This window comes from Lentzea xerophila, assembly GCF_051094245.1.
Classification (GTDB): Bacteria; Actinomycetota; Actinomycetes; order Mycobacteriales; family Pseudonocardiaceae; genus Lentzea; species Lentzea xerophila.
Window position 1 is genome coordinate 4,591,915 of the sequence record NZ_CP194934.1, and the last position, 23,076, is coordinate 4,614,990.

General features: G+C 69.7%; 23 protein-coding genes and 1 pseudogene. 12 read left to right on the top strand and 12 right to left on the bottom strand.

Annotated elements, in window-relative coordinates; translation table 11 throughout:
* Positions 1–26: 26 nt before the first annotated feature.
* A complete protein-coding gene (locus ACRSBM_RS21930; RefSeq protein WP_434445503.1) occupies positions 27–233 on the bottom strand; it encodes a hypothetical protein in 207 nt (68 codons plus the stop codon).
* 132 nt (positions 234–365) lie between these two features.
* Complete coding sequence (locus ACRSBM_RS21935) at positions 366–1,190, bottom strand: helix-turn-helix domain-containing protein (protein ID WP_434445504.1); 825 nt, start codon at positions 1,188–1,190, stop codon at positions 366–368.
* Positions 1,191–1,313: 123 nt separating this feature from the next.
* Here ACRSBM_RS21935 and ACRSBM_RS21940 point away from each other — a divergent pair, with 123 nt between their 5' ends.
* Positions 1,314–1,520, top strand: coding sequence for a tautomerase family protein (locus tag ACRSBM_RS21940; protein ID WP_434445505.1), 207 nt, complete (start codon positions 1,314–1,316; stop codon positions 1,518–1,520).
* A gap of 64 nt (positions 1,521–1,584) precedes the next feature.
* Here the strand turns inward: ACRSBM_RS21940 and ACRSBM_RS21945 are convergent, their stop codons facing one another.
* Complete coding sequence (locus ACRSBM_RS21945; RefSeq protein ID WP_434445506.1) at positions 1,585–2,361, bottom strand: SDR family NAD(P)-dependent oxidoreductase; 777 nt, start codon at positions 2,359–2,361, stop codon at positions 1,585–1,587.
* Between the two features lie 86 nt (positions 2,362–2,447).
* Between ACRSBM_RS21945 and ACRSBM_RS21950 the strand changes: the two genes are divergently transcribed.
* Complete coding sequence (locus ACRSBM_RS21950) at positions 2,448–3,293, top strand: helix-turn-helix transcriptional regulator (protein ID WP_434445507.1); 846 nt, start codon at positions 2,448–2,450, stop codon at positions 3,291–3,293.
* 60 nt (positions 3,294–3,353) lie between these two features.
* Positions 3,354–3,842, top strand: coding sequence for a hypothetical protein (locus tag ACRSBM_RS21955; RefSeq protein ID WP_434445508.1), 489 nt, complete (start codon positions 3,354–3,356; stop codon positions 3,840–3,842).
* Between the two features lie 21 nt (positions 3,843–3,863).
* On the opposite strand, the gene ACRSBM_RS21960 is transcribed toward ACRSBM_RS21955, so the two are convergent.
* Together ACRSBM_RS21960 and ACRSBM_RS21965 are read right to left on the bottom strand one after the other, a co-directional pair.
* On the bottom strand, positions 3,864–5,264 hold the full coding sequence (locus ACRSBM_RS21960; RefSeq protein ID WP_434445509.1) for a radical SAM protein: 1,401 nt from the start codon (positions 5,262–5,264) through the stop codon (positions 3,864–3,866).
* On the bottom strand, positions 5,264–7,774 hold the full coding sequence (locus ACRSBM_RS21965; protein ID WP_434445510.1) for a glycosyltransferase: 2,511 nt from the start codon (positions 7,772–7,774) through the stop codon (positions 5,264–5,266). The genes ACRSBM_RS21960 and ACRSBM_RS21965 overlap by 1 nt, the downstream gene beginning before the upstream one ends.
* A 191-nt stretch (positions 7,775–7,965) precedes the next feature.
* Between ACRSBM_RS21965 and ACRSBM_RS21970 the strand changes: the two genes are divergently transcribed.
* Genes ACRSBM_RS21970 through ACRSBM_RS21980 form a run of 3 tightly spaced genes read left to right on the top strand, consistent with a single transcriptional unit; the run spans position 7,966 to position 10,681 of the window.
* Positions 7,966–8,640, top strand: coding sequence for a helix-turn-helix transcriptional regulator (locus ACRSBM_RS21970; protein WP_434445511.1), 675 nt, complete (start codon positions 7,966–7,968; stop codon positions 8,638–8,640).
* Positions 8,637–9,572, top strand: a complete 936-nt coding sequence (locus ACRSBM_RS21975; protein WP_434445512.1) for an ornithine cyclodeaminase family protein — start codon at positions 8,637–8,639, stop codon at positions 9,570–9,572. The genes ACRSBM_RS21970 and ACRSBM_RS21975 overlap by 4 nt, the downstream gene beginning before the upstream one ends.
* Entirely contained in the window at positions 9,569–10,681 is a 1,113-nt protein-coding gene (locus ACRSBM_RS21980; protein WP_434445513.1) for a DSD1 family PLP-dependent enzyme, read from the top strand. The genes ACRSBM_RS21975 and ACRSBM_RS21980 overlap by 4 nt, the downstream gene beginning before the upstream one ends.
* Before the next feature lie 4 nt (positions 10,682–10,685).
* Here ACRSBM_RS21980 and ACRSBM_RS21985 read toward each other — a convergent pair whose 3' ends face one another.
* Positions 10,686–11,105 carry a MarR family winged helix-turn-helix transcriptional regulator gene (locus tag ACRSBM_RS21985; RefSeq protein ID WP_434445514.1) on the bottom strand — a complete coding sequence of 140 codons (420 nt, stop codon included), beginning with the start codon at positions 11,103–11,105 and terminating at the stop codon, positions 10,686–10,688.
* Positions 11,106–11,201: 96 nt separating this feature from the next.
* Here ACRSBM_RS21985 and ACRSBM_RS21990 point away from each other — a divergent pair, with 96 nt between their 5' ends.
* Complete coding sequence (locus ACRSBM_RS21990; RefSeq protein ID WP_434445515.1) at positions 11,202–11,969, top strand: alpha/beta fold hydrolase; 768 nt, start codon at positions 11,202–11,204, stop codon at positions 11,967–11,969.
* A 25-nt stretch (positions 11,970–11,994) separates the two neighbouring features.
* Here the strand turns inward: ACRSBM_RS21990 and ACRSBM_RS21995 are convergent, their stop codons facing one another.
* Together ACRSBM_RS21995 and ACRSBM_RS22000 are read right to left on the bottom strand one after the other, a co-directional pair.
* A complete protein-coding gene (locus ACRSBM_RS21995; protein WP_434445516.1) occupies positions 11,995–13,227 on the bottom strand; it encodes an extracellular catalytic domain type 2 short-chain-length polyhydroxyalkanoate depolymerase in 1,233 nt (410 codons plus the stop codon).
* Between the two features lie 337 nt (positions 13,228–13,564).
* Complete coding sequence (locus tag ACRSBM_RS22000; RefSeq protein ID WP_434445517.1) at positions 13,565–14,029, bottom strand: MarR family winged helix-turn-helix transcriptional regulator; 465 nt, start codon at positions 14,027–14,029, stop codon at positions 13,565–13,567.
* 110 nt (positions 14,030–14,139) lie between these two features.
* Here ACRSBM_RS22000 and ACRSBM_RS22005 point away from each other — a divergent pair, with 110 nt between their 5' ends.
* From ACRSBM_RS22005 to ACRSBM_RS22015, 3 genes are all read left to right on the top strand, one after another.
* Positions 14,140–15,294 carry an FAD-dependent monooxygenase gene (locus tag ACRSBM_RS22005; RefSeq protein ID WP_434445518.1) on the top strand — a complete coding sequence of 385 codons (1,155 nt, stop codon included), beginning with the start codon at positions 14,140–14,142 and terminating at the stop codon, positions 15,292–15,294.
* Between the two features lie 100 nt (positions 15,295–15,394).
* Positions 15,395–16,225, top strand: a complete 831-nt coding sequence (locus ACRSBM_RS22010) for a PhzF family phenazine biosynthesis protein (protein WP_434445519.1) — start codon at positions 15,395–15,397, stop codon at positions 16,223–16,225.
* Between the two features lie 182 nt (positions 16,226–16,407).
* On the top strand, positions 16,408–17,502 hold the full coding sequence (locus ACRSBM_RS22015) for a VanZ family protein (RefSeq protein WP_434445520.1): 1,095 nt from the start codon (positions 16,408–16,410) through the stop codon (positions 17,500–17,502).
* On the opposite strand, the gene ACRSBM_RS22020 is transcribed toward ACRSBM_RS22015, so the two are convergent.
* Together ACRSBM_RS22020 and ACRSBM_RS22025 are read right to left on the bottom strand one after the other, a co-directional pair.
* Positions 17,471–17,824 carry an STAS domain-containing protein gene (locus ACRSBM_RS22020; RefSeq protein WP_434445521.1) on the bottom strand — a complete coding sequence of 118 codons (354 nt, stop codon included), beginning with the start codon at positions 17,822–17,824 and terminating at the stop codon, positions 17,471–17,473. The two genes, ACRSBM_RS22015 and ACRSBM_RS22020, sit on opposite strands and share 32 nt — an antisense overlap.
* A 1-nt stretch (position 17,825) precedes the next feature.
* Positions 17,826–18,440: a DsbA family oxidoreductase gene (locus tag ACRSBM_RS22025; protein ID WP_434445522.1), complete on the bottom strand. Its 615-nt coding sequence runs from the start codon at positions 18,438–18,440 to the stop codon at positions 17,826–17,828.
* A gap of 72 nt (positions 18,441–18,512) precedes the next feature.
* On the opposite strand from ACRSBM_RS22025, the gene ACRSBM_RS22030 reads away from it, so the two are divergent.
* Both ACRSBM_RS22030 and ACRSBM_RS22035 read left to right on the top strand, forming a co-directional pair.
* Positions 18,513–19,532 (top strand): CobW family GTP-binding protein, encoded by a 1,020-nt coding sequence (locus ACRSBM_RS22030; protein ID WP_434445523.1) that lies wholly within the window; start codon positions 18,513–18,515, stop codon positions 19,530–19,532.
* Positions 19,532–20,698: a GTP-binding protein gene (locus ACRSBM_RS22035; protein WP_434445524.1), complete on the top strand. Its 1,167-nt coding sequence runs from the start codon at positions 19,532–19,534 to the stop codon at positions 20,696–20,698. Before ACRSBM_RS22030 ends, ACRSBM_RS22035 begins: the two co-directional genes overlap by 1 nt.
* Positions 20,699–20,913: 215 nt before the next feature.
* Here the strand turns inward: ACRSBM_RS22035 and ACRSBM_RS22040 are convergent.
* Both ACRSBM_RS22040 and ACRSBM_RS22045 read right to left on the bottom strand, forming a co-directional pair.
* Positions 20,914–21,828, bottom strand: a pseudogene (locus tag ACRSBM_RS22040) (glycosyltransferase 87 family protein); the annotation flags it as partial.
* Between the two features lie 13 nt (positions 21,829–21,841).
* Positions 21,842–23,026 (bottom strand): mannosyltransferase, encoded by a 1,185-nt coding sequence (locus ACRSBM_RS22045; protein ID WP_434445526.1) that lies wholly within the window; start codon positions 23,024–23,026, stop codon positions 21,842–21,844.
* Between the last annotated feature and the right edge of the window lie 50 nt (positions 23,027–23,076).

Here is a 23,076-nt window from a genome sequence, read left to right on the forward strand (position 1 = left end):
CCTGTCGCGCAGTCTCAGCAGGTCGTCTACTGCCCCACCGAGCACAGCACCGCGTCGACCAGCTCCCGCGGGTCGAGCCGGGACGGATCGCGTCCGCTCGCGACCCGGAAGAAGATCGGGCCGATCAGCAGAACGACGACCCGGTCCAGAGCCGCGAGGGCGACGGTCCCCGGCAGGGCGCGCTCCAGCGTGGCGCGGGCGGTGTCCCCGAGCAGGTCCTTCGAACTGAGCACCTCCGCGACGGCGGAGTCGGTCTGCGCCTCAGTGAGCAGGACGCGACAGGCGATGCCGGCCGGCGGGCTCGACTACCAGAACCAGACGGTGCCCTGGTGACTCCGGGACCAATCTCCCGGACCCGCAGGCCCTCAGCCGCTGAACTGCCCGACGCCGATGACGTCGAGCAGGCGCAGCTGGTCGACGGCCGGGCTGCCGGGCGGGGCGACGAAGAACTGCAGCCGTTGCCGTCCGTCCTCGCTGAACAGGTTCTGGCAGTGCACGTCGACGACTCCGAGTTCGGAGTGGACGATCCGCTTGTGCTCACCCCGGCGGACGGCGACGTCACCGGTGTCCCACAGCGCCCCGAACTCCTCGCTCACCTGCCGGAGCCGGGAGACCATCGCGGCGGCCTCGCCGGTGGGCGTGTGCCGGGCCGTCGCGGCGCGGAGGTCGGACACCAGGACCTTCGAGTGGTGCGGGTGGTCGTCCTCGGGGTAGATCGCCCGGACGGCGAGGTCGGTGAACCACTGCTCCAGGAAGCTCTCCCTGGTCGCCGGACCGAGGAGAGCCGTGGCGAGCCTGTTCTGCACCACCGTTTCGTGCAGGTCGGTGATGATGCGCGCCGGTGTGCCCTCGAGCCTGTCGAGCAACGCGAGCATCGCCGGCGGCACGTGCGCCGAGACGCCGTGCGCCGGCGGCACGGGCCTGCCCGCCAGCAGGAACAGGTGCTCGCGTTCGTCGTCGTCCAGGCGCAACGCCCTGGCCAGGGCGGCCAGCATCTGGACGGACGGCTGTGCGCCGCGGCCCCGTTCGAGCTCGATGTAGTAGTCCACCGACGCTCCGGCGACCTGGGCCACCTCGTCGCGGCGCAGTCCGGGGACCCGGCGCCGCGGGCTCGTCGGGAGGCCGATCTCGGCGGGCGTGACGCGTGCGCGCCGCGACCGCAGGAACAGACCCAGCTCAGCGAGGTTCACCCCATCAGTCTCCCCCGCGCACGGCCGCCGTAGCCAGGGGACGCCAACCCCTGGGTCAGCGGCAACTGGTTGCGGGTCGTTCCCGCGCGCAATGCTCTGGGGGACAACGAAAAGGAGCACGCCATGCCGTTCGCCAACCTGAAGGTCCCCGCGGGCACGCTGTCCGCCGAGCAGAAGCAGACCCTCGTGGAGAAGGTCACCGACCTCTACGCCGACACCTTCGGTGACGCCGTCCGGGACAACACCATGGTCCTCGTCGACGAGGTCGTCGACGGCGGCTGGGGCATCCGCGGCGAGGTCCTCACCCTCGCCATGATCCAGCAGTCGTGAGGCGTGGAGCGGCGGCTCGGCCCGAGCCGCCGCTCCCCCGGGGCAGGGTCAGGCACCCGCGCCGTCAGGCACCCGCGCCGCCGTCGACCGGCACGATCGCACCGTTCACCATCGACGCCCGGTCGCTCAGCAGCCACGCCGCCACCTCGGCGACCTCGCGGGGCTCGGCCATCCTGCCGCGCGGGATCGCGGCGCGGATGTGCGCGGTGACGCCGGGAGTGGCCGCCTCCCACTGGTCGATCATGGCCGTCGCGGTGCCACCGGGGGTGATGCCGTTCACCCGGATCCCCTCGCCGCCCCACGTGACGGCCGCGCTCTCGGTGAGGCTGTTGAGCGCCCGCTTCATGGCTCCATAGGCAGGCAGCACGGGATTCGCGCGGCGGCTGCCGATGCTCGACGTGTTCACGATCGCGCCGCCTCCACCGCGCCGCATGAGCGCCGCTTCGGCGGTCATCGCGGTCCAGTGCCCGCGGAAGTTCACCACGAACTGCTCGTCGATCTCCTCCTCGCTCGTCGTGTCGAGCGGACCGGGGTGCTGCACCACCGCGCCGTTGTTGAACGCGCCGTCGAGCCGGCCGTGCAGTTCCTCGACCCGGTCGACCGCGGCGCGGATGCTGGTCCTGTCGGCGAGGTCGACGGTGACCGCGTCGGCGACACCGCCCTCGGCCCTGATCTCCTTGACGACCTGGTCCAGGGCGTCGGTGCCGCGCGCGGCCAGCACCACGGCGGCGCCTTCCCGCGCGAAGAGCCTGGCCGCCGCCTCGCCGATCCCGCGGCTGGCGCCGGTGACCAGGACGACCTTGCCGTTGAGCAGGCCGGTGTAGGTGATGTTGTTCGTCATGGTCACCAGCCTCGATCCCGCCCCGCACCGGAGACAGGCACAAGCGGTACCAGGCTCAGCCACCACTCGCCGTCCATACTCGGGATGTGGACAAGCACCAGCTCGGAGCGTTCCTGCGCAACCGCCGCGAACGGCTGCGACCGGAGGACGCCGGTCTTCCCGCGGGTCCGCGTCGCCGCACGCCGGGTCTGCGCCGCGAGGAGGTGGCGGTCCTCGCGCACATCTCCACCGAGTACTACGTCCGGCTCGAACAGGGCCGCGCGCCGCGTCCGTCGGCGGAGGTCCTCGCCGGGATCGCGAGCGCCCTGCGGCTCAGTGACGCCGAGTCCGGCCACCTCCACGTCCTCGCGGGCACCGCGCCGAGCCGCACCGGACCGCACCGCCGCGACGTCCGCCCGAGCATCCTCGTGTTGCTCGACCGGCTCCCGCAGACAGCGGGTTTCGTCTTGTCCGCGATGTTCGAGGTGCTCGCGTGCAACGACCTCACGGCCGCCCTCATGGAGGACTTCCGCGAGCTCGGCCCGCAGGACCGCAACCTCGCCCGCCTCGCGTTCCTCCGGCCGGGACCGCCGATGTACGGCGTCTCCGACGTCACCGAGTTCCGGCAGCACGTCGTCATGGAGCTCCGGTCCACCCTCGCGCGGTACCCGGCCGATCCCGCGGTGACCGGTCTCGTCGACGAGCTACGCGCCGGCAGCCCCGACTTCGCGCGGCTCTGGAAACGGCAGGACGTGCGGGCGGCGTCGGCGCTCACGAAGTCGTTCCAGCACCCGCTCGTCGGGAAGATCACCGTCGACTGCGACGTGCTCGCGCTCACGGACCGCGACCAGCACCTGGTGCTCTACAGCGCGCCGCCCGGATCCCGCGACGCCGAGGCGTTGGCGTTGCTGAACGTACTGGGAGCGCAGACGTTCAGCGCCGGGGCCTCCTAGCCGGCCGCGGATGCCCTACGGTGGTGACCGGCTACCCGACGAAGGGGGATCTTCCTCCTCGTGAGCGCAGGCCTGGTTGCGTGGAATACCACCAGGCAGCCGGATCCCGACGACGTGCCGATCACACGTGATGATGCCGAGTCCTTGCTCAGGGAAACGGTGTCCTTCGTGCAGGCCGGCGACTACGACGGTTTATGCCAGTCGATCGCTACCGTGCCCTCCATTTGCCGGCACCTCACCACGGGCGCGCGCACTCAAGCGCCGTCAGCCGATGCAGCTTCTCCCGCCGTAACGAGCTTCACGGCAGACATCGACCAGTCCGGCTCGAAGCAGGTGGCCGTGCTGCGTCTCCGGGGAACGCATGCCGACGGTTCGCAGTACACGAGCGATTTCCCGGTGGTACGCGAACGACGGGAAGGCAGCGTCCGGCTGTCGAGCCCGACTCCCGTCTACTGGTCCGGCGTCGAGTACACCGTCTCCCAACCATGTTCCACGACTGGACGGCAGGTCGATGCCTGCGGCTCGAACGTTTCCACGATCTCGCCGTAGCGGATTCGGGTTGCCCGGCGGTCACAGCTCCGTGTTGATGATCGCCTCCACCAGCACCTCACCATCGCTCGTCAGCGCGACCCCGTCCGGGTCGACCGTGACGAGCCCGCGCTCGGCCAGGGAGCCGAACTTCTCCCGCCACGGGCTCTCGTGCAGCGACCTGCCGTAGACCGCCCGATGCAGGTCCTCGCGGACCGGTTGCAGTGTCGACAGGGCCATCTTGACCGCCCTCGCCTCCTGCGCGGCAGCGTCGAACCCGGTGGCCGAGCCCAGCGGCACCCTGCCCGCCTCCACGGCCTGCGCGTAGTTCTTCCAGTTCACGTCGGTGATCGCCTCGGAGGCGCGGCAGCTGGAACTGCCGCCGAGACCGATCGCGACCTCGGCCTCCTGCTTGTCCTGGTCCACCATGATGGACTTCCACTTCTCCGGACCAAGGCCGTCGCGGGCGAAGTACATGGTGGGGTGCTCGGTGTACCCGGCGGCGCGCAGGCCGTCGGTCAGCACCTCGCGCATCCGGTACTGCTCCCGCAGCGTCGGCCAGCGGTGGCCGTCGCGGACGAGCTTCTCCCGGTACTGCGGGAGCTGCCACGGCGCGGGCTGCTCCCCCGCCACGCCGGTCCTGGTCTCGGCGTAGGACTTCAGGTGCAGCTTGGTGCACACGACCGCGGTGATCTCGTTCTCCAGCACGATGTCGAGGTCGCGTTCGACGCTGTCGACGGTCTGGTCCAGCAGCCCGTACATCAGGTCGATGCTGACCCACTCGAAGCCGGCCGCTTGAGCGTTGCGCACGAAGTCGACGCACATCTGCGCCGTGTGCTCGCGACCGCACTCCCGCAGCACGTCGTCGTCGAAGGACTGGACACCGCTGGAAAGCTTGGTGCAGCCCAGGTCCCGCAGGGTCTCGAGCTTGGCGGGGGTGAACGTGCTGGGGTCGCCCTCGAAGCGGATCGTCGTGGAGTCGGTGAACCCGAAGTTGTCCCGGTAGAAGCCGAGCAGCCGCCGGATCTCCTTCTCCGGCAACAACGACGGCGTGCCGCCGAAGACGTTGAACTCGCCGACCGGAGCGTTCGCCAGTTCCGGCACCCGCCGCAGCCAGAGTTCGGCCTCCCTGATGTTCCAGTCCACCCACTGCGTCAGCTTCTGCTCGGACTGGTGCCCCTTGACCAGCACGACCGGGTACTGGCAGAAGCGGCACTTGTAGGCGCACGTGGGGATGTACGACCACAGGTGGATCGGGGCGGTGCCGACGAGCTGGTCGCTCAGGTCGCCGAGGAAGTCGTCCACGCCGTACCCGGGAACGTTGCCGGGGAAGACATGCGCACCGAACGGGTCCTCGGTGACGTAGTCGAGCAGGTGTGCGTTGGCGGGGTCCTGCAGGGCGGCCCACACCCTGGGCTCCTCGTCCGTCAGAACACGATCCATCAGAACACACCTCCATTGCCGAAGTAGTTGTGCGCCTCCCCTGACTCGCGGTCCTCGCAGTAGTACTTCACGAACTCGGCGAACCTGGCCTCCGGCACGTCGGCAAAGCACTCCGGCAGCGGGGGCGGGTAGCCGATGTCCTCACCGACCGTCGCCCGCAACCGCGCGAAGATCTCGTCCCTGAACTCCAGGTACAGCCGGTAGCTCGGCGTCTTGTAGGAGTGGATCGGGAGGAAGTCCACGACGCTCATCTCGTCCTTGATCTCCGCGATGCGCGCGCCGAGTCTGGCCGCGAGATCCTCGCCGAAGAACGCCACCACCGCGTCGTCGTCCAGTAAGGACGGTGTGAGCAGGACGGGCAGGATCGTGTTCTTCGGCGTGAAGTCCTTGATGGAGAACTCCCACGCCTGCACCGCTTCCTCCTCGGTGAGGTCGACGGTCTCCGACGGCGTCTCGGGCCTGATGTCGCGCATGACGATGATGCCGTCGTTGCCATAGGCGCGACCCGCGATCACCTCGTCGATCGCGTTGTCGACGCGCCGCGGGTTGATCTCGACCTTCGAGCGCGGGGCGTAGGTGATGTCGTGGCCGGATCCGCGGACCTTGATGCCGAAGTCCCAGTCGTCGGACAGGTGGTTGACGAACCGCCCGTTCCGCAGCTGGTAGAAGATCTCGATGCCGCCGACGCTCTCGTAGGCCTCGCGCTCCACCGCGAAACCCTTGCCGTCCGGGAAACCACCGAACAACGAGAACGTCACCGCGCGGCAGCGCAACGTGCGCTGGATCGCGTCCCAGAGCCGTGGCCTGCCCGTGAAGTGCTCGGCGTTGTAGTAGTAGTCGCACACGCCGATCGCGGCCTTGTCCTTCTCCATCGCCGCGAAGAGCTCCGTGAGCCACCGGCGGTCCACCCGGCAGTCCGCGTCGGCGGACACCAGGTAGAAGCGCTCGCCGGGGTCCTTGCGGTGGCGGCTGCGTCGCGCGGCGAACTCCATGCCCGTCCTGCGCGCGGGCGCGACGCCCTGCTCGCGTTCGCCGATCACGTGCAGGGCGACCTTCGAGCGTTCCGCGAACTCGCGTGCGATCGCGACCGTGTCATCGGTGGAGTTGTTGTCCACCAGCACTATCTCGTACGTCTCGGGATCGATGTCGTCCTGCTCGTGCAGCGACCGCAGCACGTCGTGAATGTTCGCGGCCTCGTTGAACACCGGCAGGACCACGCTGAGCCGGACGTTCTCGCCCATCACCGGCGGGAACAGATCGCTCACCAGCGTGTTCGCGGCCGCGCGGTTGTGCGTGCCGAGCTGTTGGTTGTGCGCCACCACTTGCGCCCGCCTCTCCGCGTTCGTCATGAGCTCCTGGACCTGCCGGGCGAACTCCACCGTCGGCTGGTCGTGTGCCACGATGTCCAGCACGGGCGCCTCGAAGCCCGCGTACACCGTGTCGTACAAGGCATAACGGCTCGCGATGTACGGCACACCGGCCGCGATCGCCTCGCCGATCGGGTTTCCGTAGCTCTCGTAGTCGTACGACGTCAGGAAGGACACGATGTCGGCGTGTGCGAGCAGGTCGCGCACCGAGAACTCGCTGCCGGTCGACTCACAGGGTTCGAGCACACCGCCGAACACGACGGGAACCTGGAGCTTTTCGGCGAGCAGGCGGAGCTTCCTGGTCTCCTCCGGGTTCTCCTCGGTGTCCCCGGCGACGAACAGCCAGGTGCCGGGAAGCATCGCCAGCAGGCGCAGGTCCCGGTCGATGCGCTTCTGCGGGATGATCCTCGTGAACCTGGCGATGATCTTGGCATCCCGCGGAATGCCGTGGTGCTCGCGGAAATCCGCTCTGCCCGGCCGGCTGGGCGGGGTGAAGGTGTTCGGCAGGACGTCGAGGTTGTGTAAGTGCGGCATCCACTCCAGCGTGCGGCGCCGTGCTTCCTCGTGCAGCGCGAAGTAGTGGATGTGCGGTGAGTTCACCATCGGAGGCGTTGCCGGATATGGGAAGTTGCCGTACTTGTCCGGTTCGCTCTGCCACATCAGGTCGTGGTCGCGCCACATCACGTACCGGCCGAGATCGTGCTTGGCACCGTAAACGGCGATCGCCCGGTACAAAGCCTTGGTGTAGGCGACGTTCTCCGGCAGTGTGCCGTTCTCGACCATGACGAGCGTGACCCCGCGGTCTTCCCAGGTGCGCACTATCGCGTCGGCGAGTGCCGCCGTGACGCGGTCGGTGTCCGGAACCTGGTCGTGCCGCACGGCTTCCAGCGTCGCCGCCACGAAATCCCGGTCGTACCCGGCGATGTGCCCGACACCGTCCACGCGGTCGAGGACGATCCAGTCAGGTGCGTGTTCGTGCTGGTAGGGCTGGAAGAACCGGCCCTTGTCGGCCTTGATGTCGTACCCGAGGTCGAGATGGACCCGGAAACCCCTGTCGGCGAACGATTTCGCGATCTTGATGAACTCCACCACCACGCCGGACATGGCCGTGGCGTCGAACGAGACACCCCATAGGACGGACATAGGCCGCTCCACTCCGAGTGATTCACTCTTCACCGAACGTAGCATGAAAGCGCTCTCCCCCTCGTGATGCGTCTCAACAGGCGACGCATCGCCGTGGCGAGCACCACAGGTTTCCGACTGTCGTCAAGGGAGGCCCTGTGTGACACTTCGTCCAGGAAATGACACTTTGTTCAACATTGGAGGAGCCTGTCGTGCCCGCTGTCCCCGGCGCCGCGAGCAGTACCGCGGACGCGGTGTTCGCCGCGCTGTCCCCCGTGATCGACGGCATCGTGGCGACGTTCGGGCGCAGCTGCGAGGTGGTGCTGCACGACTACCGCGACCAGGAGCGCTCTGTCGTCGCGGTCGCGGGTTCCGTCACCGGCCGGGAGGTCGGCGACGCGATGAGCGAGATCGGCCTGCGCGTCCTCGCCGCGGGGGACGACGCCCGCAACGAGGTCGGCTACCTCACCCGCGCGCAGGACGGGCGGGTGCTCAAGTGCACGACGCTGCCGCTGCGCGACGCCGACGGCTCGTTGATCGGCGCGTTGTGCATCAACATCGACATCTCCGCCATCAACCGCGCCACCGGCGTGCTCTCGGACCTGCTCGGACTGTCCGCGCTGCCGGAGCCGAGCCCCGCCGCGACGACGAACTTCTCCGGTGACCTGGACCAGGTCGTCGAGTCGCTGATCGAGCGTGCCGAGCGGGTCCACGCGGTCCCCGTGGCGGCACTGGGACGCGACGAGCGGCTGGTGCTCGTCCGGTCGCTGCACGAGGCCGGCGTGTTCGGCCTGCGTGGCGCGCCGGGACGGATCGCGAAGCGGCTGGGCATCTCCCGCACCGGGTTGTACAACGACCTCGCCGAACTGAAGAAGGATAAGCCGTGACCGACAGTCCCGTGTTCCTCAGCGAGTCCGAGTCGGCGGCCCTCGTCGACGACGAGCTCGCGCTGACCGCCGCGCGGGAGGCGTTCCTCGCCGCCGCGACGGGATCGACGTTCCCGGTCGTGATCGGGCGTTCGTCGTTGCCGCAGAACAGGTTCACCCTGAAGTCCGGCTCCGCGGGCGACCTCGTGGGGGTGAAGATCGGCAGCTTCTGGCCGGACAACGCCGAACTGCCGCGCCACAGCTCCACGATCGTGCTGCTCGACCCCGCCACGGGCAGGTTGAGCGCCGTGGTCGAGGCGGCCGCCGCCAACGCCTACCGCACGGCCGCCGCCGACGCACTCGCCGTCGACACGCTGGCCCGCGGGGACTCCCGCACGCTGACCGTGATCGGGCCGGGACACCAGGCCCTGCACGAGGTCCGCGCCGTCAGCCGGGTGCGGCCGATCGACCGGGTCCTCGTCATCGGCAGGAGGGCTGATGCCGCAAGGGCCTTCGCCGCGAAGGTGACCGCTCTGACCGGACTGGCCGCTGAACCCACCGACGCCCGGACCGGGGTGGCCGCGGCGGACGTGCTCGTCACCGCCACGACCTCCCGGGAGCCCCTGTTCGACGCGAGCTGGGTCACGCCCGGCACGCACGTCTCCGCGATGGGTGCCGACGGTCCGGGCAAGCAGGAGCTGCCGGTCGCGCTCCACGACCGCGCGAAGCTCTTCTGCGACCTGCCGGACCAGTCACGAACGATCGGCGAGTTCCAGCACGCCGGGTCCGCCACACCCGTCGCCCTGGGGGCCGTGCTCGCCGGTGACGCCGAAGGCCGGTCCTCGGACGACGACGTGACGGTGTTCGACAGCTCCGGATTCGCCCTGCAGGACCTCACCCTCGCCGCCGCGCTGCTGCGCCGCCACGCCACCTTCACAGGAGCAGCCCAGTGACCACTTTGGACACTCCGGACACACCCTTCGCCGTGGTCGACGCCGACCGGCTGGACCGCAACGCGTCCCGGCTCCGCGACCACCTGCGGGCGCTCGGCGTGCCGCTGCGGTTGCACGTCAAGACGTCCAAGTCCGTCGAGGTCGCCGAACGGGTCCACGCGGGTGGGCCGATCACCGTGTCCACCCTCGCCGAGGCCGAGCACTTCGCCGACGCCGGCTCCGCGGACATCCTGTACGCGGTGGGCATCGACCCGCACAAGCTGCCGCGCGTCGCCGCTCTGCTGCGCCGTGGCGTGACACTCACCGTCCTGCTGGACTCTGTCGCACAGGCCGAGGCGGTCAGCCGGTTCGCCACCGAGGAGAACCTCCGCGTTCCGGCCCTGATCGAGATCGACTGCGACGGCCACCGCGGCGGCGTCGCTCCCGGCGACCCGTCTCTGGTCCACATCGGACGATTGCTCGGACCCAACCTCGCCGGTGTGCTCACGCACGCGGGCGAGTCCTACTTCGCTTACACGCCAGCAGCGTTGCGGCAGGCCGCGCACGACGAGCGGGACACGGCCGTAGCCGCCGCCACCGTCCTGCGCGACGCCGGTCTGCCGTGTCCGGTCGTCAGCGTCGGATCGACTCCCACCGCGCACGCGGCGACCGACCTGACCGGCGTGACCGAGGTCCGCGCCGGCAACTACGTCTTCTTCGACCTCGTCATGGCGGGCATCGGCGTCTGCGGCACCGACGACCTGGCCCTGTCCGTGGTCGTCACCGTCATCGGCCACCAGCCCGGCCGGAACTGGATCCTCACCGACGGCGGCTGGATGGCCACCTCCCGGGACCGCGGCACCCAGGCACAGGCCGTCGACCAGGGTTACGGTCTCGTCGCCGACGTGCACGGCCGCCTGGTCCCCGGCCTGCTCATGACCGGGGCGAGCCAGGAGCACGGCGTTCTCAGCACGCGCGACGGCGAGCCGGTACCCGACCTGCCGATCGGCACCCGACTACGGATCCTGCCCAACCACGCCTGCGCCACCGCGGCCCAGCACGACCGCTACCACGTGGTCGGCGGCAGCGGCGTCATCGAGGCCACCTGGACGCGCCTGCGCGGCTGGTGACCCGTCACGTCGGATCAGTGCCGAGTGCGAGGTCGAGCAGGTCGCCCAGCTGGTCGAGCTGCGCCGCCGAGAGGTTCTGGAACGAGACGTCCAGGACGCCGTCGGCGAGCGCCTGACCGGCTTCGAGCAGCCTCTCCCCCTCTTCGGTGAGCCGGTGCCGCACAACCCGCCCCGGCCCCGGCAGCCGTTCGATCAGGCCGCGGTCCACCATCCGCGCGGCCAGCGACCCGAAGGACTGGTCGGTCTGGAAGGTCAGCACCGCGAGGTCGTGCAGCGAGGCGTCCGGGTTGCGGCGCAGGTGCCGCAACGTGTCCCACTGCACCAGCGAAAGGCCGAGCGGTGCCAGCGCCCGGCTGAACGCCCGGTGGTGGCGGTGCTGCAGGCGCTTGACAGCCAGGCCGACGTCGGCGGGACGGTGTCGCATGCCGGACAGCCTACCTCATCGAGGACAGGTTGCTTATATAAGGAAGCTGATCTACGGTTCCTTATATAAGCAACCTGACTTCAAGCTGGAGTGACGATGACTTCGACCCCCTCGACCGGTAGGCCCACCCGAACCGAGACCCACACGTTCGAGCCCGGCACCGTCGAACTGACCGTGCAGGACCGCGACCGCACCCGGCCGTTCCTGCTCCTGCACGGCGGTGGCGGCGTGGCGACGATGGCCGGCTTCGCGGACCTGCTCGCCGAACGCACTCACGCGCGGGTGCTGCTGCCCACGCACCCCGGTTTCGGCGGCACACCGAAAGCCGCCGGGCTCACCGGCGTCACGGACCTCGCGCGGACCTACGTCGCGCTCCTCGAACGGCTCGACCTCGCCGACGTCACCGTGATCGGCAACTCCTTCGGCGGCTGGGTGGCCACCGAGATCGCGCTGCTGGGCAGCCCGCGCGTCAGCGGCGCGGTGATCGTCGACGGGATCGGCATCGAGGTCGACGGCCACCCGCAGACCGACGTCAGGGGCCTCACCCTGCCCGAGATCCAGCGGCTCTCGTGGCACGACCCGGCCAAGGCACCGCGCACTTCCGGACCGGGCCCGGACGTGCAGGCCCTGATCGGGTACACCGGTCCCGCCATGGCCGACCCGACGCTGGCCGGCCGCCTCGGCGAGGTGCGCGTTCCCGTCCACGTGGTGTGGGGTGAGAGCGACGGCATCGTCACCCCGGAGTACGGCAAGGCCTTCGCCGCCGCGATCCCGACGTCGACGTTCACCGTGCTGCCCCGCGCCGGACATCTGCCCCAGCTCGAGTCGCCGGAGGAACTGCTCGGCGCGCTGCTCGGCCTCTGAAGGCGGCGATGCCGCGCCCACATGGTCAGCACTTCACCCAGTAGTTCGGCGAGCTCTGGCGGATGCTGCTCGTGGTGAAGGTGTTCCACAACCCGAGCGCCTGGTTGGAGCCGAGCGCGTAGGTCTGCCCCATCGTGACGTAAGCGCGGCCGGCCACGGTGTGCGCGTAGTTGCTCGCGGTGACGCACTGCGGAACCGACGTCGTGGTCGTCGGCGGAGTGGTGGTCGTGGGCGCCTGCCCGCCGTTGGACAACGCCTTGACCATGTTCACCACGGCAGCCATCTGCGGACCTGACTTGAGCGGGTACCGGGCGGACTGGTAGCCCCACCAGTCCCAGCAGCCGCGCGGGTTCCCGGTCATCGTGGTGGCCTGCGGGTAGAGCACGACCATGTTGTTGGTGTCGGCGTACTCGTTGAGGTAAGCCTTGTCCATCAACGCGTTGCCGACCAGGCCGAAGTACTGGTAGCAGCCGTGCAGCGTCACCATCAGCTTGCAGGGCCCGGTCTCGCAAGCCGTTGGCACGTAGGCGAAGCCTTCGCGGCCCATGCTGATCGACGCCGCGTCGCCGCCGGATGCGTACTGGTTCTGGTCGAACTGGACGAGCTTGCCGGACAACGTCGAGGCGGCTGCATTCACCTGACCGAACAGGTGCCCCAGCATCTCGCGCACCGGGTCGGTGGTGCCGCATTTGCTGACGTACGGCGAAGAAGTGGATCCACAGCTGTTGGGGCCGATCGGGCTGATCCACGCGTGTCCGGCCGCGGTGGTGTTGTTGTAGGCGACCCTCGCGCCGAAGTCGCGGTAGTAGGTGGCGAGGTCGTCGTTCACCGCGCGGTCGACCGTGTCGTCGGCGCTGCCGTGGAACAGCCACACCGGGTCGCCGGACAGGTTCTGCGGCGGGTCGACGGTGCCCGCGGTGGCGCGGCTCCTGGTCAGCTGTTCCAGCTCGGCCGGCGTCTTGCGCGGCTGAAGGGTGTCCATGCACGCGAACAGCGCGGTGTTCAGGTTGTTCTGGGCGCAGTCGTAGGCACCGGCGGAGAAGATGCCGGCGCCCTGGAACAGACCCGAGTACGCGACGTGGAGCTGGTTCGCCATGAAACCACCCGACGACAGGCCGCTGACGTAGGTGCCAGTGATGTCGTACTTTGTGAGCGCGCCGGGCTGCGGCGGCGGGACCGCCGCGAGCGAGATCGACAGGGACGCCGCGGCCAGACCTGTGGCCGCCGCGAGCGCCAGGACCACGTTCCTCAATCGCATGTTCGCCTCCGTCGTCGCAGGCAGGACGTGGATCGAGGTTAAGAGCCGGTAACTGGACGGCACCACGTGTGCAGCCGATACCCCGCACCGTCGCCAGACGTTGGACACCACCATTGAGATGGCCCACCGGTGCGGCTACGGCCGCCTCCGTATGAGAGTCACGGCCCAAGATGCGCCACGGCCCGCCGCACGAGCGTGCGACGAGCCGCTGGGTGTGGCGGAACTGGGTCTTCTCAGCCGAGGAACGGCACGGAGAAATCCCATGCCACGACGATATGGACTACGTGGGCGCCGCAGTGTCCGGTGAACGCCCTACACGTTGTTCTCCCGGCCGCGCTCAGTCGAGATCGGCGACCCGCGCCCGCAGGTCCTCCACGAACCGGCTGAGCAGGCGGCCGAACGTGCGCTGGTCCTCCTCCGGCCAGTCGGCGACCGCACCGGTCAACCAGCCCAGAACCGCCTCCAGGTAGCGCCCCGCCGCCGTGGCACCGGAGTCCGTCAGCTCGATCAGGCGCGCGCGTTGGTCGCTCGGATCGGTGACGCGACGGACCAGGCCGGTGCGCTCCAGGTCGTGCAGCAGCCGCGTCACGTGCGGGCCGACGACCTGCATCCGCGCGGCGATCTCCCCGACCCTCAGGGGGCCATCGGCCATCCGCAGCGTGATGAGCACCGTCAGACCCGGGCGCTCCAGGGGCACGCCGACCTGCTCCATCGCCCGCTCGACCAACCGGCTGCGGTTGAGCACCGTTCCCAGCTGCAGCAGGTGCGGCAGGATCGCCGCGGGGTCCAAACGCTCGCTCATCTCACACCTTACTTACCTAACTTAGGTATATGCTCACGTCAGTCGCACTGAACCGTAGCGATCACCGTGGCCCGAAAAAGGATACCTAAGTTAGTTATCTGGAGCGAATCATGAAGTCCGTCCTGATCTCCGGCGCCAGCATCGCCGGTCCCGCGCTCGCGTTCTGGCTGCGGCGCCACGGTGCCGCCGTCACCGTCGTGGAGAAGTCCCACACCCTGCGCGGCGGTGGCTACCCCATCGACATTCGGGGCACCGCACTCGGCGTGGTCGACCGGATGGGTCTGCTCCCCCGGCTGCGGGAGGCCCATGTGGACACCCGGCGGATCACCTTCCTCAACGCCGACGGCAGCCAGGCAGCGTCGATCCGCGCGGAGTCGCTCACCCGCAGCGACGACCGTGACCTCGAGGTCCGCCGCGGCGACCTCGCCGAGATCCTCTACGACACCGTCCGCGACGACGTCGAGTTCCTCTTCGACAACTCGATCGTCGCGCTGGACCAGCAGCCTCACGGCGTGGACGTGACGTTCCGCAGCGGCCTTCAACGCACCTATGACCACGTCATCGGCGCTGACGGACTGCACTCGGCGGTGCGCGCGCTGACGTTCGGGCCGGAGGAGCAGTTCCACCACTACCTCGGCTACTGCTTCGCCGGCTTCACGTTGCCCAACCACCTCGGCCTCCAGCACGAGGCGTTGATGTGGAACGAACCCGGCCGCGGCGCCACCCTGTACGCGGTGGGTGAGAGCAGCAGCGTGCACGGGTTCCTCAGCTTCGCCCGCGCCGAGGCCCCGTTCGGCGCGTTCCGCGACCCGCAGGCCCAGCGCGACCTCGTGGCGTCGGTCTTCGCCGACGACGGCTGGGAGGTTCCGCACCTGGTCAAGGCGATGCGGGAGGCCGATGACCTGTTCTTCGACACGGTCAGCCAGATCCGGATGCCGCGCTGGTCGTCCGGTCGCGTCGCTCTCGTCGGTGACGCCGCGTACGCCCCGTCGTTCCTCACCGGGCAGGGGTCGAGCCTCGCGCTGGTCGGCGCCTACGTGCTGGCCGGACACCTGGAAGCGGGCGCGTTCGACGCCTACGAGCGCGCGATCCGGCCGTTCGTCGAGGCCAACCAGGGCCTGGTCCAGGAGGGCAACGCGGAACTGCTCCCCGGCACCGCCGAGGCCCTGGCCGCGCGCAACGCCGCCCTGCGCGCCCGCACGACCATGCCCGCCGAGGGCGGCCGTCCCGAGCACTCGGCGATGACGCTGCCCGATTTCGGCTAGCCGCCAGTGGTGTGGCTCTCCAACGTTGCCGGGCGAACTCGCGGTCAGACGGGTGCATCGCGGTGCCAACGTTCCGTGCCACCGCCACTAGGTTCGGTGCATGCGGACGTTCAGCCAGGTAGACGTGTTCACCGACGAGTTCATGAAGGGCAACGCGCTGGCGGTCGTGCACGACGCGTCAGGCCTGACCACCGCCGAGATGGCGGCGTTCGCGAACTGGACGAACCTGGCCGAGACCACGTTCCTGTTCCCGCCGTCGAACCCCGCCGCCGACTACCGGGTGCGGATCTTCACGGTGAGCCGTGAGCTGCCGTTCGCGGGGCACCCGACGCTCGGGTCCGCCCACGCGTGGCTGTCCGCCGGGCACACCCCGCGCCACCCGGACCGGCTGGTGCAGGAGTGCGGTGCGGGTCTGGTGGAGGTGCGGCGCGACGGCTCGCGCCTGGCGTTCGCCGCCCCGCCGCTCGTGCGCAGTGGTCCGGTCGAGGACCTCGGCGCCCTGGCCGCGGCGCTGGCGATCACGCCGGAGGAGATCGCCGGGGCGCGGTGGGCCGACAACGGCCCTGGCTGGGTCGCGGTGTTGCTGCACTCGGCCGAAGCGGTGCTGGCCGTGCGACCCGACTACGCGCGGTTCGGCGAGTTCACCGGAGTGGGTGTCGTCGGGCCGCACCCCGACGGCGGTGACGCCGCGTTTGAGGTGCGGGCGTTCGTCAACGAGGGCGGCCGCTTCGAGGAGGACCCGGTGACGGGCAGCCTCAACGCGGCGATCGCGCAGTGGCTCATCCCGGCGGGAATCGCCGCGGAGCGGTACGTCGCGGCCCAGGGCACGGCGCTCGGCCGGCGGGGGCGGATCCACCTCGACCAGGCCGACGGCCGGATCTGGGTCGGCGGGAACACGGTCCTCGGCATCACCGGACGGGTGTCGCTGTGATCGTCACCTGAGCAACCGCGGACTTCCTCGCACACAACGGATACCGGCTCAGCAGGACCGGTTGCCGTGCGGCGGCACCGGTGCGTCCATCCGACGCATCTTCTCCGGACGCGGTTTGCGCGAGCGCCGCTTTGGGCACAAACACGCTCAGTGCGCGAACGAGTCCGGAGCGGTGAAACATGGTGGCGTCGTACTGGGAAACCGCGCGAACCGGGTTCTCGGCGTTCGTGGGTGTCGGGCTTCTTGTGCTCGTTCCCTTGGTGTTGTTGCATTATTGGCGCTTCGGGCGGGTGGAGCCGCGCCGGGCGTTCGTGCTGTACGGACTGCTGGCCTACGGGCTCGTCGCCCTGGCGTTGATCTTCCTGCCGTTCCCCGCGGACGTGTCGCGGTTGTGCCAGGGCGAGCGGATGCTGTCCACGGTGCCGTTCCAGTGGGTTACTGACATGCACAACAACATGGAGGCCCACGGGCGCTCCGGCATCGCGGCGATGGTGAGGTCGCCTGCGTTGCTTCAGCAGTTGTTCAACGTCGCGTTGTTCGTGCCGCTGGGAGTGGTGCTGCGCAAGGCTTACGGCAAGGGGCCGTTCGCCGTCGTCGCGATCGGACTGGCGATCTCGGTGGTGGTCGAGGTCGTGCAGTACACCGGCAACTTCGGCTACTACCCCTGCCCGTACCGGATCGCCGACGTGGACGACCTGATGTCGAACACCTTCGGTTCGCTGCTCGGCTGGATGATCGCGCCCGCCGCGCTGGTGGTGCCGAGGGTGCCGGCGTCCGCCGACTCGAGCGCGCCCACCGGCACCGTGACCGTGCCGCGCCGGCTGCTCGCCCTGGTGGCGGACCTGATGATCGTCCTCGTGGCCGCGAGGTTGTTGCTGCCGCCGGATCCGTTGTGGACGGTCGGTGCGCTCGCGTTGCTGCGCGTCGTGCTGCCGGTCGTGACGGGCGGGATGACACCCGGCGGATGGCTGATGCGCTACCGGGTTCGCGCCGGGAACGGCTCGACCGCCAACCCGCTGCGGCTGGTCGTGCGCGAACTCCTTGGCGTCACGGGGCTCGCGACCTACGCGATCGTCGTGTCACCGCTGATCGACATGGTGTGGCTGGACCTTGTCGTCATCGCGGTGTTCGCCCTCGGGGCGTTCGTCGTCCCGGTGTTCCGGCGGGACCAGCGTGGCTGGCACGACCGTGCCGCGGGGACACGCGCTGTGCCGCACCACGACGACAGGAGCCGCGACGGTACCCCTAGCCGCCCTGCAGCGCCTCGTCCAGGCTGAAGTACAGCTCCAGCGTCTCGTTCAGCATGGCCGCCCGCAGCGCCCGCAGCACGCTTCCCCTGGGCGACACCAGGCGCAACGGGGTGCCGCGCTCCTCACCGAGCAGGTGGTACTCCACCAGCACGGAGAGACCGGCCGACGCGAAGAACTCCACGGCGCAGAGGTCCAGCACCACCGGAAGCCGCACGCCGAACGCCTTGGACAGCTCGTCGCGCAGGAGGTCGGCCGTGTAGGAGTCGACCTCGCCCTCGGCGCGCAGCACCACGGCGGTGCCGACCTTCTCCGAGGTCAACTTCAACGGCGCCGCGTTGCCGTCGTCCACGTCAGGCCTCCCGGGCTTGCGTCAGTGCACGGGCGAACAGCTCCGCCGGCTGGGCACCGGCGACGGCGAGACGCCCGTCGACGAGCACGAACGGGACACCGGAGACGCCGATCTCGCGCGCCCGCTTCTCGTCGGCGCGCACCTCGTCGGCGTAGGTGCCGGAGTCGAGAACGGCCTTGGTGTCGGCGGGATCGAGCCCGGCCTCCACGACGATCCCGGTCAGCGACTCGGCGGTGAACAAGGAGCGCGCTTCGGCGAAGTTCGCGTGCAGCACGGCGTCGAGGACCTGCCGCTGGATTCCCCGCTCCCCCGCCAGGTGCAGGAGGCGGTGCACGTCGAACGTGTTGCCCACCTCGCGGTCCAGCCGGTACCCCAGGCCCTCGTCGCGCGCGAGCTGGGCGACGGAGTCCTCCATGCCGCCCGCCTGCGGACCGAACCTGGCGGCGAGCATGTCCCGCACGGACTCGACGCCCTGCCTGGAGGGATCCAGCTCGAACGCGCGGTGCACCACGGTCACCTCGTCGCGGTGCTCGAACCCGGCCAGCGCCTTCTCGAAACGCGCCTTGCCGATGTAGCACCACGGACAGATGACGTCAGCCCAGAACTCGACCTGCATCGTTCGATCATGTCATGCCCCGCACCCGAAGTCCGTTCAGAAACGATAATCATTGTCATGTATGGTGCGGGCATGGCAGCACGGGTCGTATTGGTAGCCGGGTTCACCCCTCATGACGTGGCCGACGAGCTCTGGCGGGCGTCACCGGAGTCCATGCTGGTCAGGCACGATCTGAGCGGCCTGGCCGACGGCGTGGTGCGGCGGTGGCTGAACGGCCGCCTCACCGTGATCGAGCTCGCACACGGATGTGTGTCGTGCACCCTGCGGCTGGACCTCGTGCCGTTGCTCGAAGGACTCGACGAGCGCGTGATCGTCTATCTGGACCCGGTGCTCGAACCGGAGGCCGTCTGCTTCGCGCTGAGCGAGACCGAGGTGGAGGTCGAGGCCGTGGTGACGGTGGTCGACACGGCCACGTGGCTGGACGACGCGACCGGCACCGACTCGCTCGCCGACCGGGGCATGCGCGCGGCCGAGGGCGACGAGCGGACGGTGGCGCAGGTCGTCGTCGGGCAGGCTGAGTTCGCGGACGCGCTGGTCCTGACCGGTCCCGCCGATCCGGTGCTCACGGCCGTGCTCGACCGGCTCACGCCGCACGCGCCACGGCAGGTGCTGGACGATCTGGACGTCGGCGCGCTGCTCGCGGCGATTCCCGCCACCGCGCGGCGCGGCGAGGTCGACGACGGGTTCGGACCGCTGCTGTACGGGCAGCCGCCGCTGGAACCGGCGCACGGCGTGTCCGTCGTCCACTTCACCGAGCGACGGCCGTTCCACCCCATGCGGTTGCACGACTCGATCGACGTGCTGCTCGACGGCGTGGTGCGGACGCGTGGCCGGGTGTGGGTGGCGAGCCAGCCCGACGCGGCGTTGTGGCTCGAGTCCGCGGGCGGCGGGTTGCGCGTGGGCAACCTCGGGCCCTGGACCGAGGGCACCGGTGGCGACCAGGAGCTCGTCGTGATCACCAGGTCCGCCGACGCCGCGGAGATCACCGCGGCCCTGCGGTCGGCCCTCGTCACCGACGAGGAGCTCGCGCTGATCACCGAACTCGACTTCCCCGACCCGTTCGCCGACTGGCACGAGGAGACGGAACTCTGATGCGCACCCCGGTGACCGTGCTGTCCGGCTTCCTGGGCTCCGGCAAGACCACGCTGCTCAACCATGTGCTCGCGGCCCGCGACGGCAGGCGGGTCGCGGTGATCGTGAACGACATGAGCGAGATCAACATCGACGCCGCCCTGGTCGCCGGCCAGGGCACCCTCGACCGCACCACCGAACGGCTGGTCGAGCTCACCAACGGCTGCATCTGCTGCACGTTGCGGGAGGACCTGCTCGACAGCGTCGGTGAACTGGCGCGCTCGGGCCGGTTCGACACGATCCTGATCGAGTCGACGGGCATCTCCGAGCCCATGCCGGTGGCGGCGACGTTCGACTGGACGTTCGACGACGGCACGAGCCTGTCCGACCACGCCCGGCTCGACACGATGGTGACGCTGGTGGACGCGGCGGGCTTCCTGCGCGAGCTGACCACCGGTGACCGGCTGGACGCACGGGACCTGGAAGCGGCCGCCGGCGACGAGCGCACGATCTCGGACCTGCTCGTGGACCAGGTGGAGTTCGCCGACGTCCTGGTGGTGAACAAGACCGACCTCGTCACGGCCGGGCAGCTCGCAACGCTCGACGCCGTGCTGCGGCGCCTCAACTCCTCCGCCCGGCTGCTGCACACGGTGAACGGCGTCGTCGAGCTGTCGGATGTGCTCGACACCGGCCGCTACGACCCGATCACCGCCGCTCAGGCACCCGGCTGGGCGCAGGAGCTCGCGGGCGGGCACACCCCGGAGACCGAGGAGTACGGGATCAGGTCGGTCACCTACCGCGCGTCCCGGCCGTTCCACCCCGCCCGTCTGGTGGAGGCACTGGCGGACTGGGAGGGTGTGTTGCGCAGCAAGGGTTTCTGCCACATCGCCACGCGTCCGGACGTGCTGGCCGTGTGGTCGCAGGCGGGACCGAACCTGACCCTCGAACCGGGCCAGTCGCTCGACGCGCCGTTCGCCCGGCAGGAGCTGGTGTTCATCGGCGTGGACCTCGACGTGACGATGCCTGCTCAGCGCCTGGATCCCGCGCTGCTCACCGATTCCGAGCTCGCGGCGGGGCCCGAGGTGTGGCGCACGTTCCCCGATCCGTTGCCGGCGTGGGACCTCGCTGACCTGCACGGCCACTCGACCGCGATCACGACCAGCGTGACCAGCGCCAGCGCCGGGTAGGTCCAGCCGACCAGCGACAGCCAGCCCGGCCGGCCGATCGTCCAGATCGACGGCTGCCGGCCGAGCTGGAACGCGATCACGTCCAGGAACGCCACCGGAATCCACAGCGCCAGCAGGGTGACGCGCGCCCACGGCGTGATTCGCTTGTGCACCAACCAGATCAGCAGCGGGGCGACCCACACCCAGTGGTGGTCCCAGGAGATCGGCGAGAGCAGCAGACCGAGGAACTGCACCGACAGCACGCCGATCAGCGCGTCGTCCGCCCGCACCGCCGCCCTCAGGGCGAACAGGGCGATCACGATCGACCCGACCGCGGCGATCACCCACGGCCAGGACACGCCCACGTCGTGGCCGAGGCTGCGGGACAACGCCCCGCGCAACGACTGGTTGTGCGCGGTGGCGATCGGGCCCACCCGGTCCGCGTTGCCGAAGAGCACGAGCCAGTACTGCTTCGCCTGGTCGAAGTTCACGAGGAAACCGAGGCCGGCGCTCAGCGCGAACGCGGCGACCGACCACACTGCGGCCTTCCAGCGGCGGGTCGCCAGGAAGTACAGGCCGGAGATCGCGGGTACGAGCTTCACCCCGGCGGTCAGGCCGATCCCGGCACCCGCGACCCGCGAGTCGCGCGCCACCAGCGTGGCCAGCACGACTCCGGCCAGCACGAGGTTGATCTGGCCGAAGTCGAAGGTGTGGAAGACCGGCATCATCCACAGCAGCAGCGCGGTCCACAGCATCGCGCGCTGCCGCCAGAGTCTCGCGTCGGTCGTCCACGCCTCGCCCGCCACCAGACGCAGCGCCACGCGCACCATCCAGTACAGGCACACCAAGGAGAGCACGCGGAAGCTCCACTGCGTGACGCCCCAGAACAGCCACGTCATCGGCAGGAACACCAGCGCCCCGAACGGCGGGTAGGTGAACGGCAGCGGGAAGTCCGGCGGCGAGTGCGCCGAGAACACCTGGTAGAGATCACCCTTGAGCACGTGCGGGGCGAGGGACCAGTACACGTACAGGTCGATCGACTCGTTGCCGAAGCCCGTGACGATCGTCAATGTGCGGACGAGCACGGAGATCGTCAGCAGCCACGGGGCGACGGCCGTCAACCGCCGTTCCAGCTTCCGCAAGGTGTCCACTGTGGTCTGCTTTCTACCTGGTGCGCAGCACCGCGCGTGCTCCGACGCGCAGGAGCTTCGGCGTGACCGTCAGGGTGATCAGCGCCAGCGCCGGGTAAACCCAGCCGAGCGCCGCGAACGGCCACGGTCTCGAAAACTCCCAGATCGACGGTTGCTGGTTGATCAGGAACGTGATGACGTCCGAGCCGGTCGCGACCACCCACGCCGCCGCGAGCGCCCAGTTCCGGTGCGCGTGGACCAGCCACAGCACCAGCGGGATCACCCACAACCAGTGGTGGCTCCACGAGATCGGCGAGATCAGCAACCCGAACAGCTGCACGCTGACCAAGGCGGACAACGTGTCCTGCGCCCGGACCGCGGCCCTGACCGCGAACCAGGTCACCGCGGCCGACACCGCCACCGCGAGCAGCCACGGCCAGGACGTCTCGACGTCGTACCCGAGCGTGCGCGACAACGCGCCGCGCAACGACTGGTTGATCGCCGACCCCACCGGTCCCACCCGGTCGGCCGCACCGAGCAGGTCGAACCAGTAGCGCCACGAGCCGGAGGCCGACGCGAGGAAGCCCAGCGCCACGGTGACCGCGAAGCCCGCCACCGACCACGCCGCCGCCTTCCACCTGCGGGTGGCGAGGAAGTACAGGCCCGAGATCGCCGGTGTCAGCTTCATCCCGGCACCGACGCCGACGCCGAACCCCGCCACGACCTGCCGCGCCGCCACCATCGCGGCGAACACGCCGGCGACCAGGACGAGGTTGATCTGTCCGAAGTCGAGGGTCTTGCGCACCGGCTCGCACCACAGCGCGAGCGCCGTCCACAGCAGAGCGCGGCGCTTCCACGTCACGTCGTACGGCTGCTCCGCCCTGGCGGCCACCAGTTTCAGCGCCGTCCGCACCAGCCACCACAGGCAGCCCAGCGACAGCACCTGCCACAGGGCCTCCGCGGCGACCCACGGCAATGCCGACAACGGCAGGAACACCAGCGCCGCGAACGGCGGATAGGTGAACGGCAGCGGGAAGTCCGCCGTGAACGGCATGCTGATGTCGTAGAGCTGGTCGGTCAGCAGGTTCGGGGCGAGGCTCCAGTACACCTTGAGGTCGATCATCCCCCAGTCCGCGGGGGTGCCGAGCGTCCAGGCGTAGAGGCTGAGCGACAGGCCCAGCACCAGCGGCGCGAACCTCAGCAGGCGCTGCTCAGTCACCGGTGCCTCCTGCCGTGGGCCGGCGCACGGGCGGCGGAGATCGCCGGGGC

What these genes read in the sequence shown, in the direction of transcription:
- ACRSBM_RS21940 (WP_434445505.1), top strand. Translation starts at nt 1,314, where the DNA reads ATGCCGTTCGCCAACCTGAAGGTCCCCGCGGGCACGCTGTCCGCCGAG.
- ACRSBM_RS21945 (WP_434445506.1), bottom strand. Translation starts at nt 2,361, where the DNA reads ATGACGAACAACATCACCTACACCGGCCTGCTCAACGGCAAGGTCGTC.
- ACRSBM_RS21960 (WP_434445509.1), bottom strand. Translation starts at nt 5,264, where the DNA reads ATGGATCGTGTTCTGACGGACGAGGAGCCCAGGGTGTGGGCCGCCCTG.
- ACRSBM_RS21965 (WP_434445510.1), bottom strand. Translation starts at nt 7,774, where the DNA reads ATGTCCGTCCTATGGGGTGTCTCGTTCGACGCCACGGCCATGTCCGGC.
- ACRSBM_RS21985 (WP_434445514.1), bottom strand. Translation starts at nt 11,105, where the DNA reads ATGCGACACCGTCCCGCCGACGTCGGCCTGGCTGTCAAGCGCCTGCAG.
- ACRSBM_RS21990 (WP_434445515.1), top strand. Translation starts at nt 11,202, where the DNA reads ATGACTTCGACCCCCTCGACCGGTAGGCCCACCCGAACCGAGACCCAC.
- ACRSBM_RS21995 (WP_434445516.1), bottom strand. Translation starts at nt 13,227, where the DNA reads ATGCGATTGAGGAACGTGGTCCTGGCGCTCGCGGCGGCCACAGGTCTG.
- ACRSBM_RS22000 (WP_434445517.1), bottom strand. Translation starts at nt 14,029, where the DNA reads ATGAGCGAGCGTTTGGACCCCGCGGCGATCCTGCCGCACCTGCTGCAG.
- ACRSBM_RS22005 (WP_434445518.1), top strand. Translation starts at nt 14,140, where the DNA reads ATGAAGTCCGTCCTGATCTCCGGCGCCAGCATCGCCGGTCCCGCGCTC.
- ACRSBM_RS22010 (WP_434445519.1), top strand. Translation starts at nt 15,395, where the DNA reads ATGCGGACGTTCAGCCAGGTAGACGTGTTCACCGACGAGTTCATGAAG.
- ACRSBM_RS22025 (WP_434445522.1), bottom strand. Translation starts at nt 18,440, where the DNA reads ATGCAGGTCGAGTTCTGGGCTGACGTCATCTGTCCGTGGTGCTACATC.
- ACRSBM_RS22030 (WP_434445523.1), top strand. Translation starts at nt 18,513, where the DNA reads ATGGCAGCACGGGTCGTATTGGTAGCCGGGTTCACCCCTCATGACGTG.
- ACRSBM_RS22035 (WP_434445524.1), top strand. Translation starts at nt 19,532, where the DNA reads ATGCGCACCCCGGTGACCGTGCTGTCCGGCTTCCTGGGCTCCGGCAAG.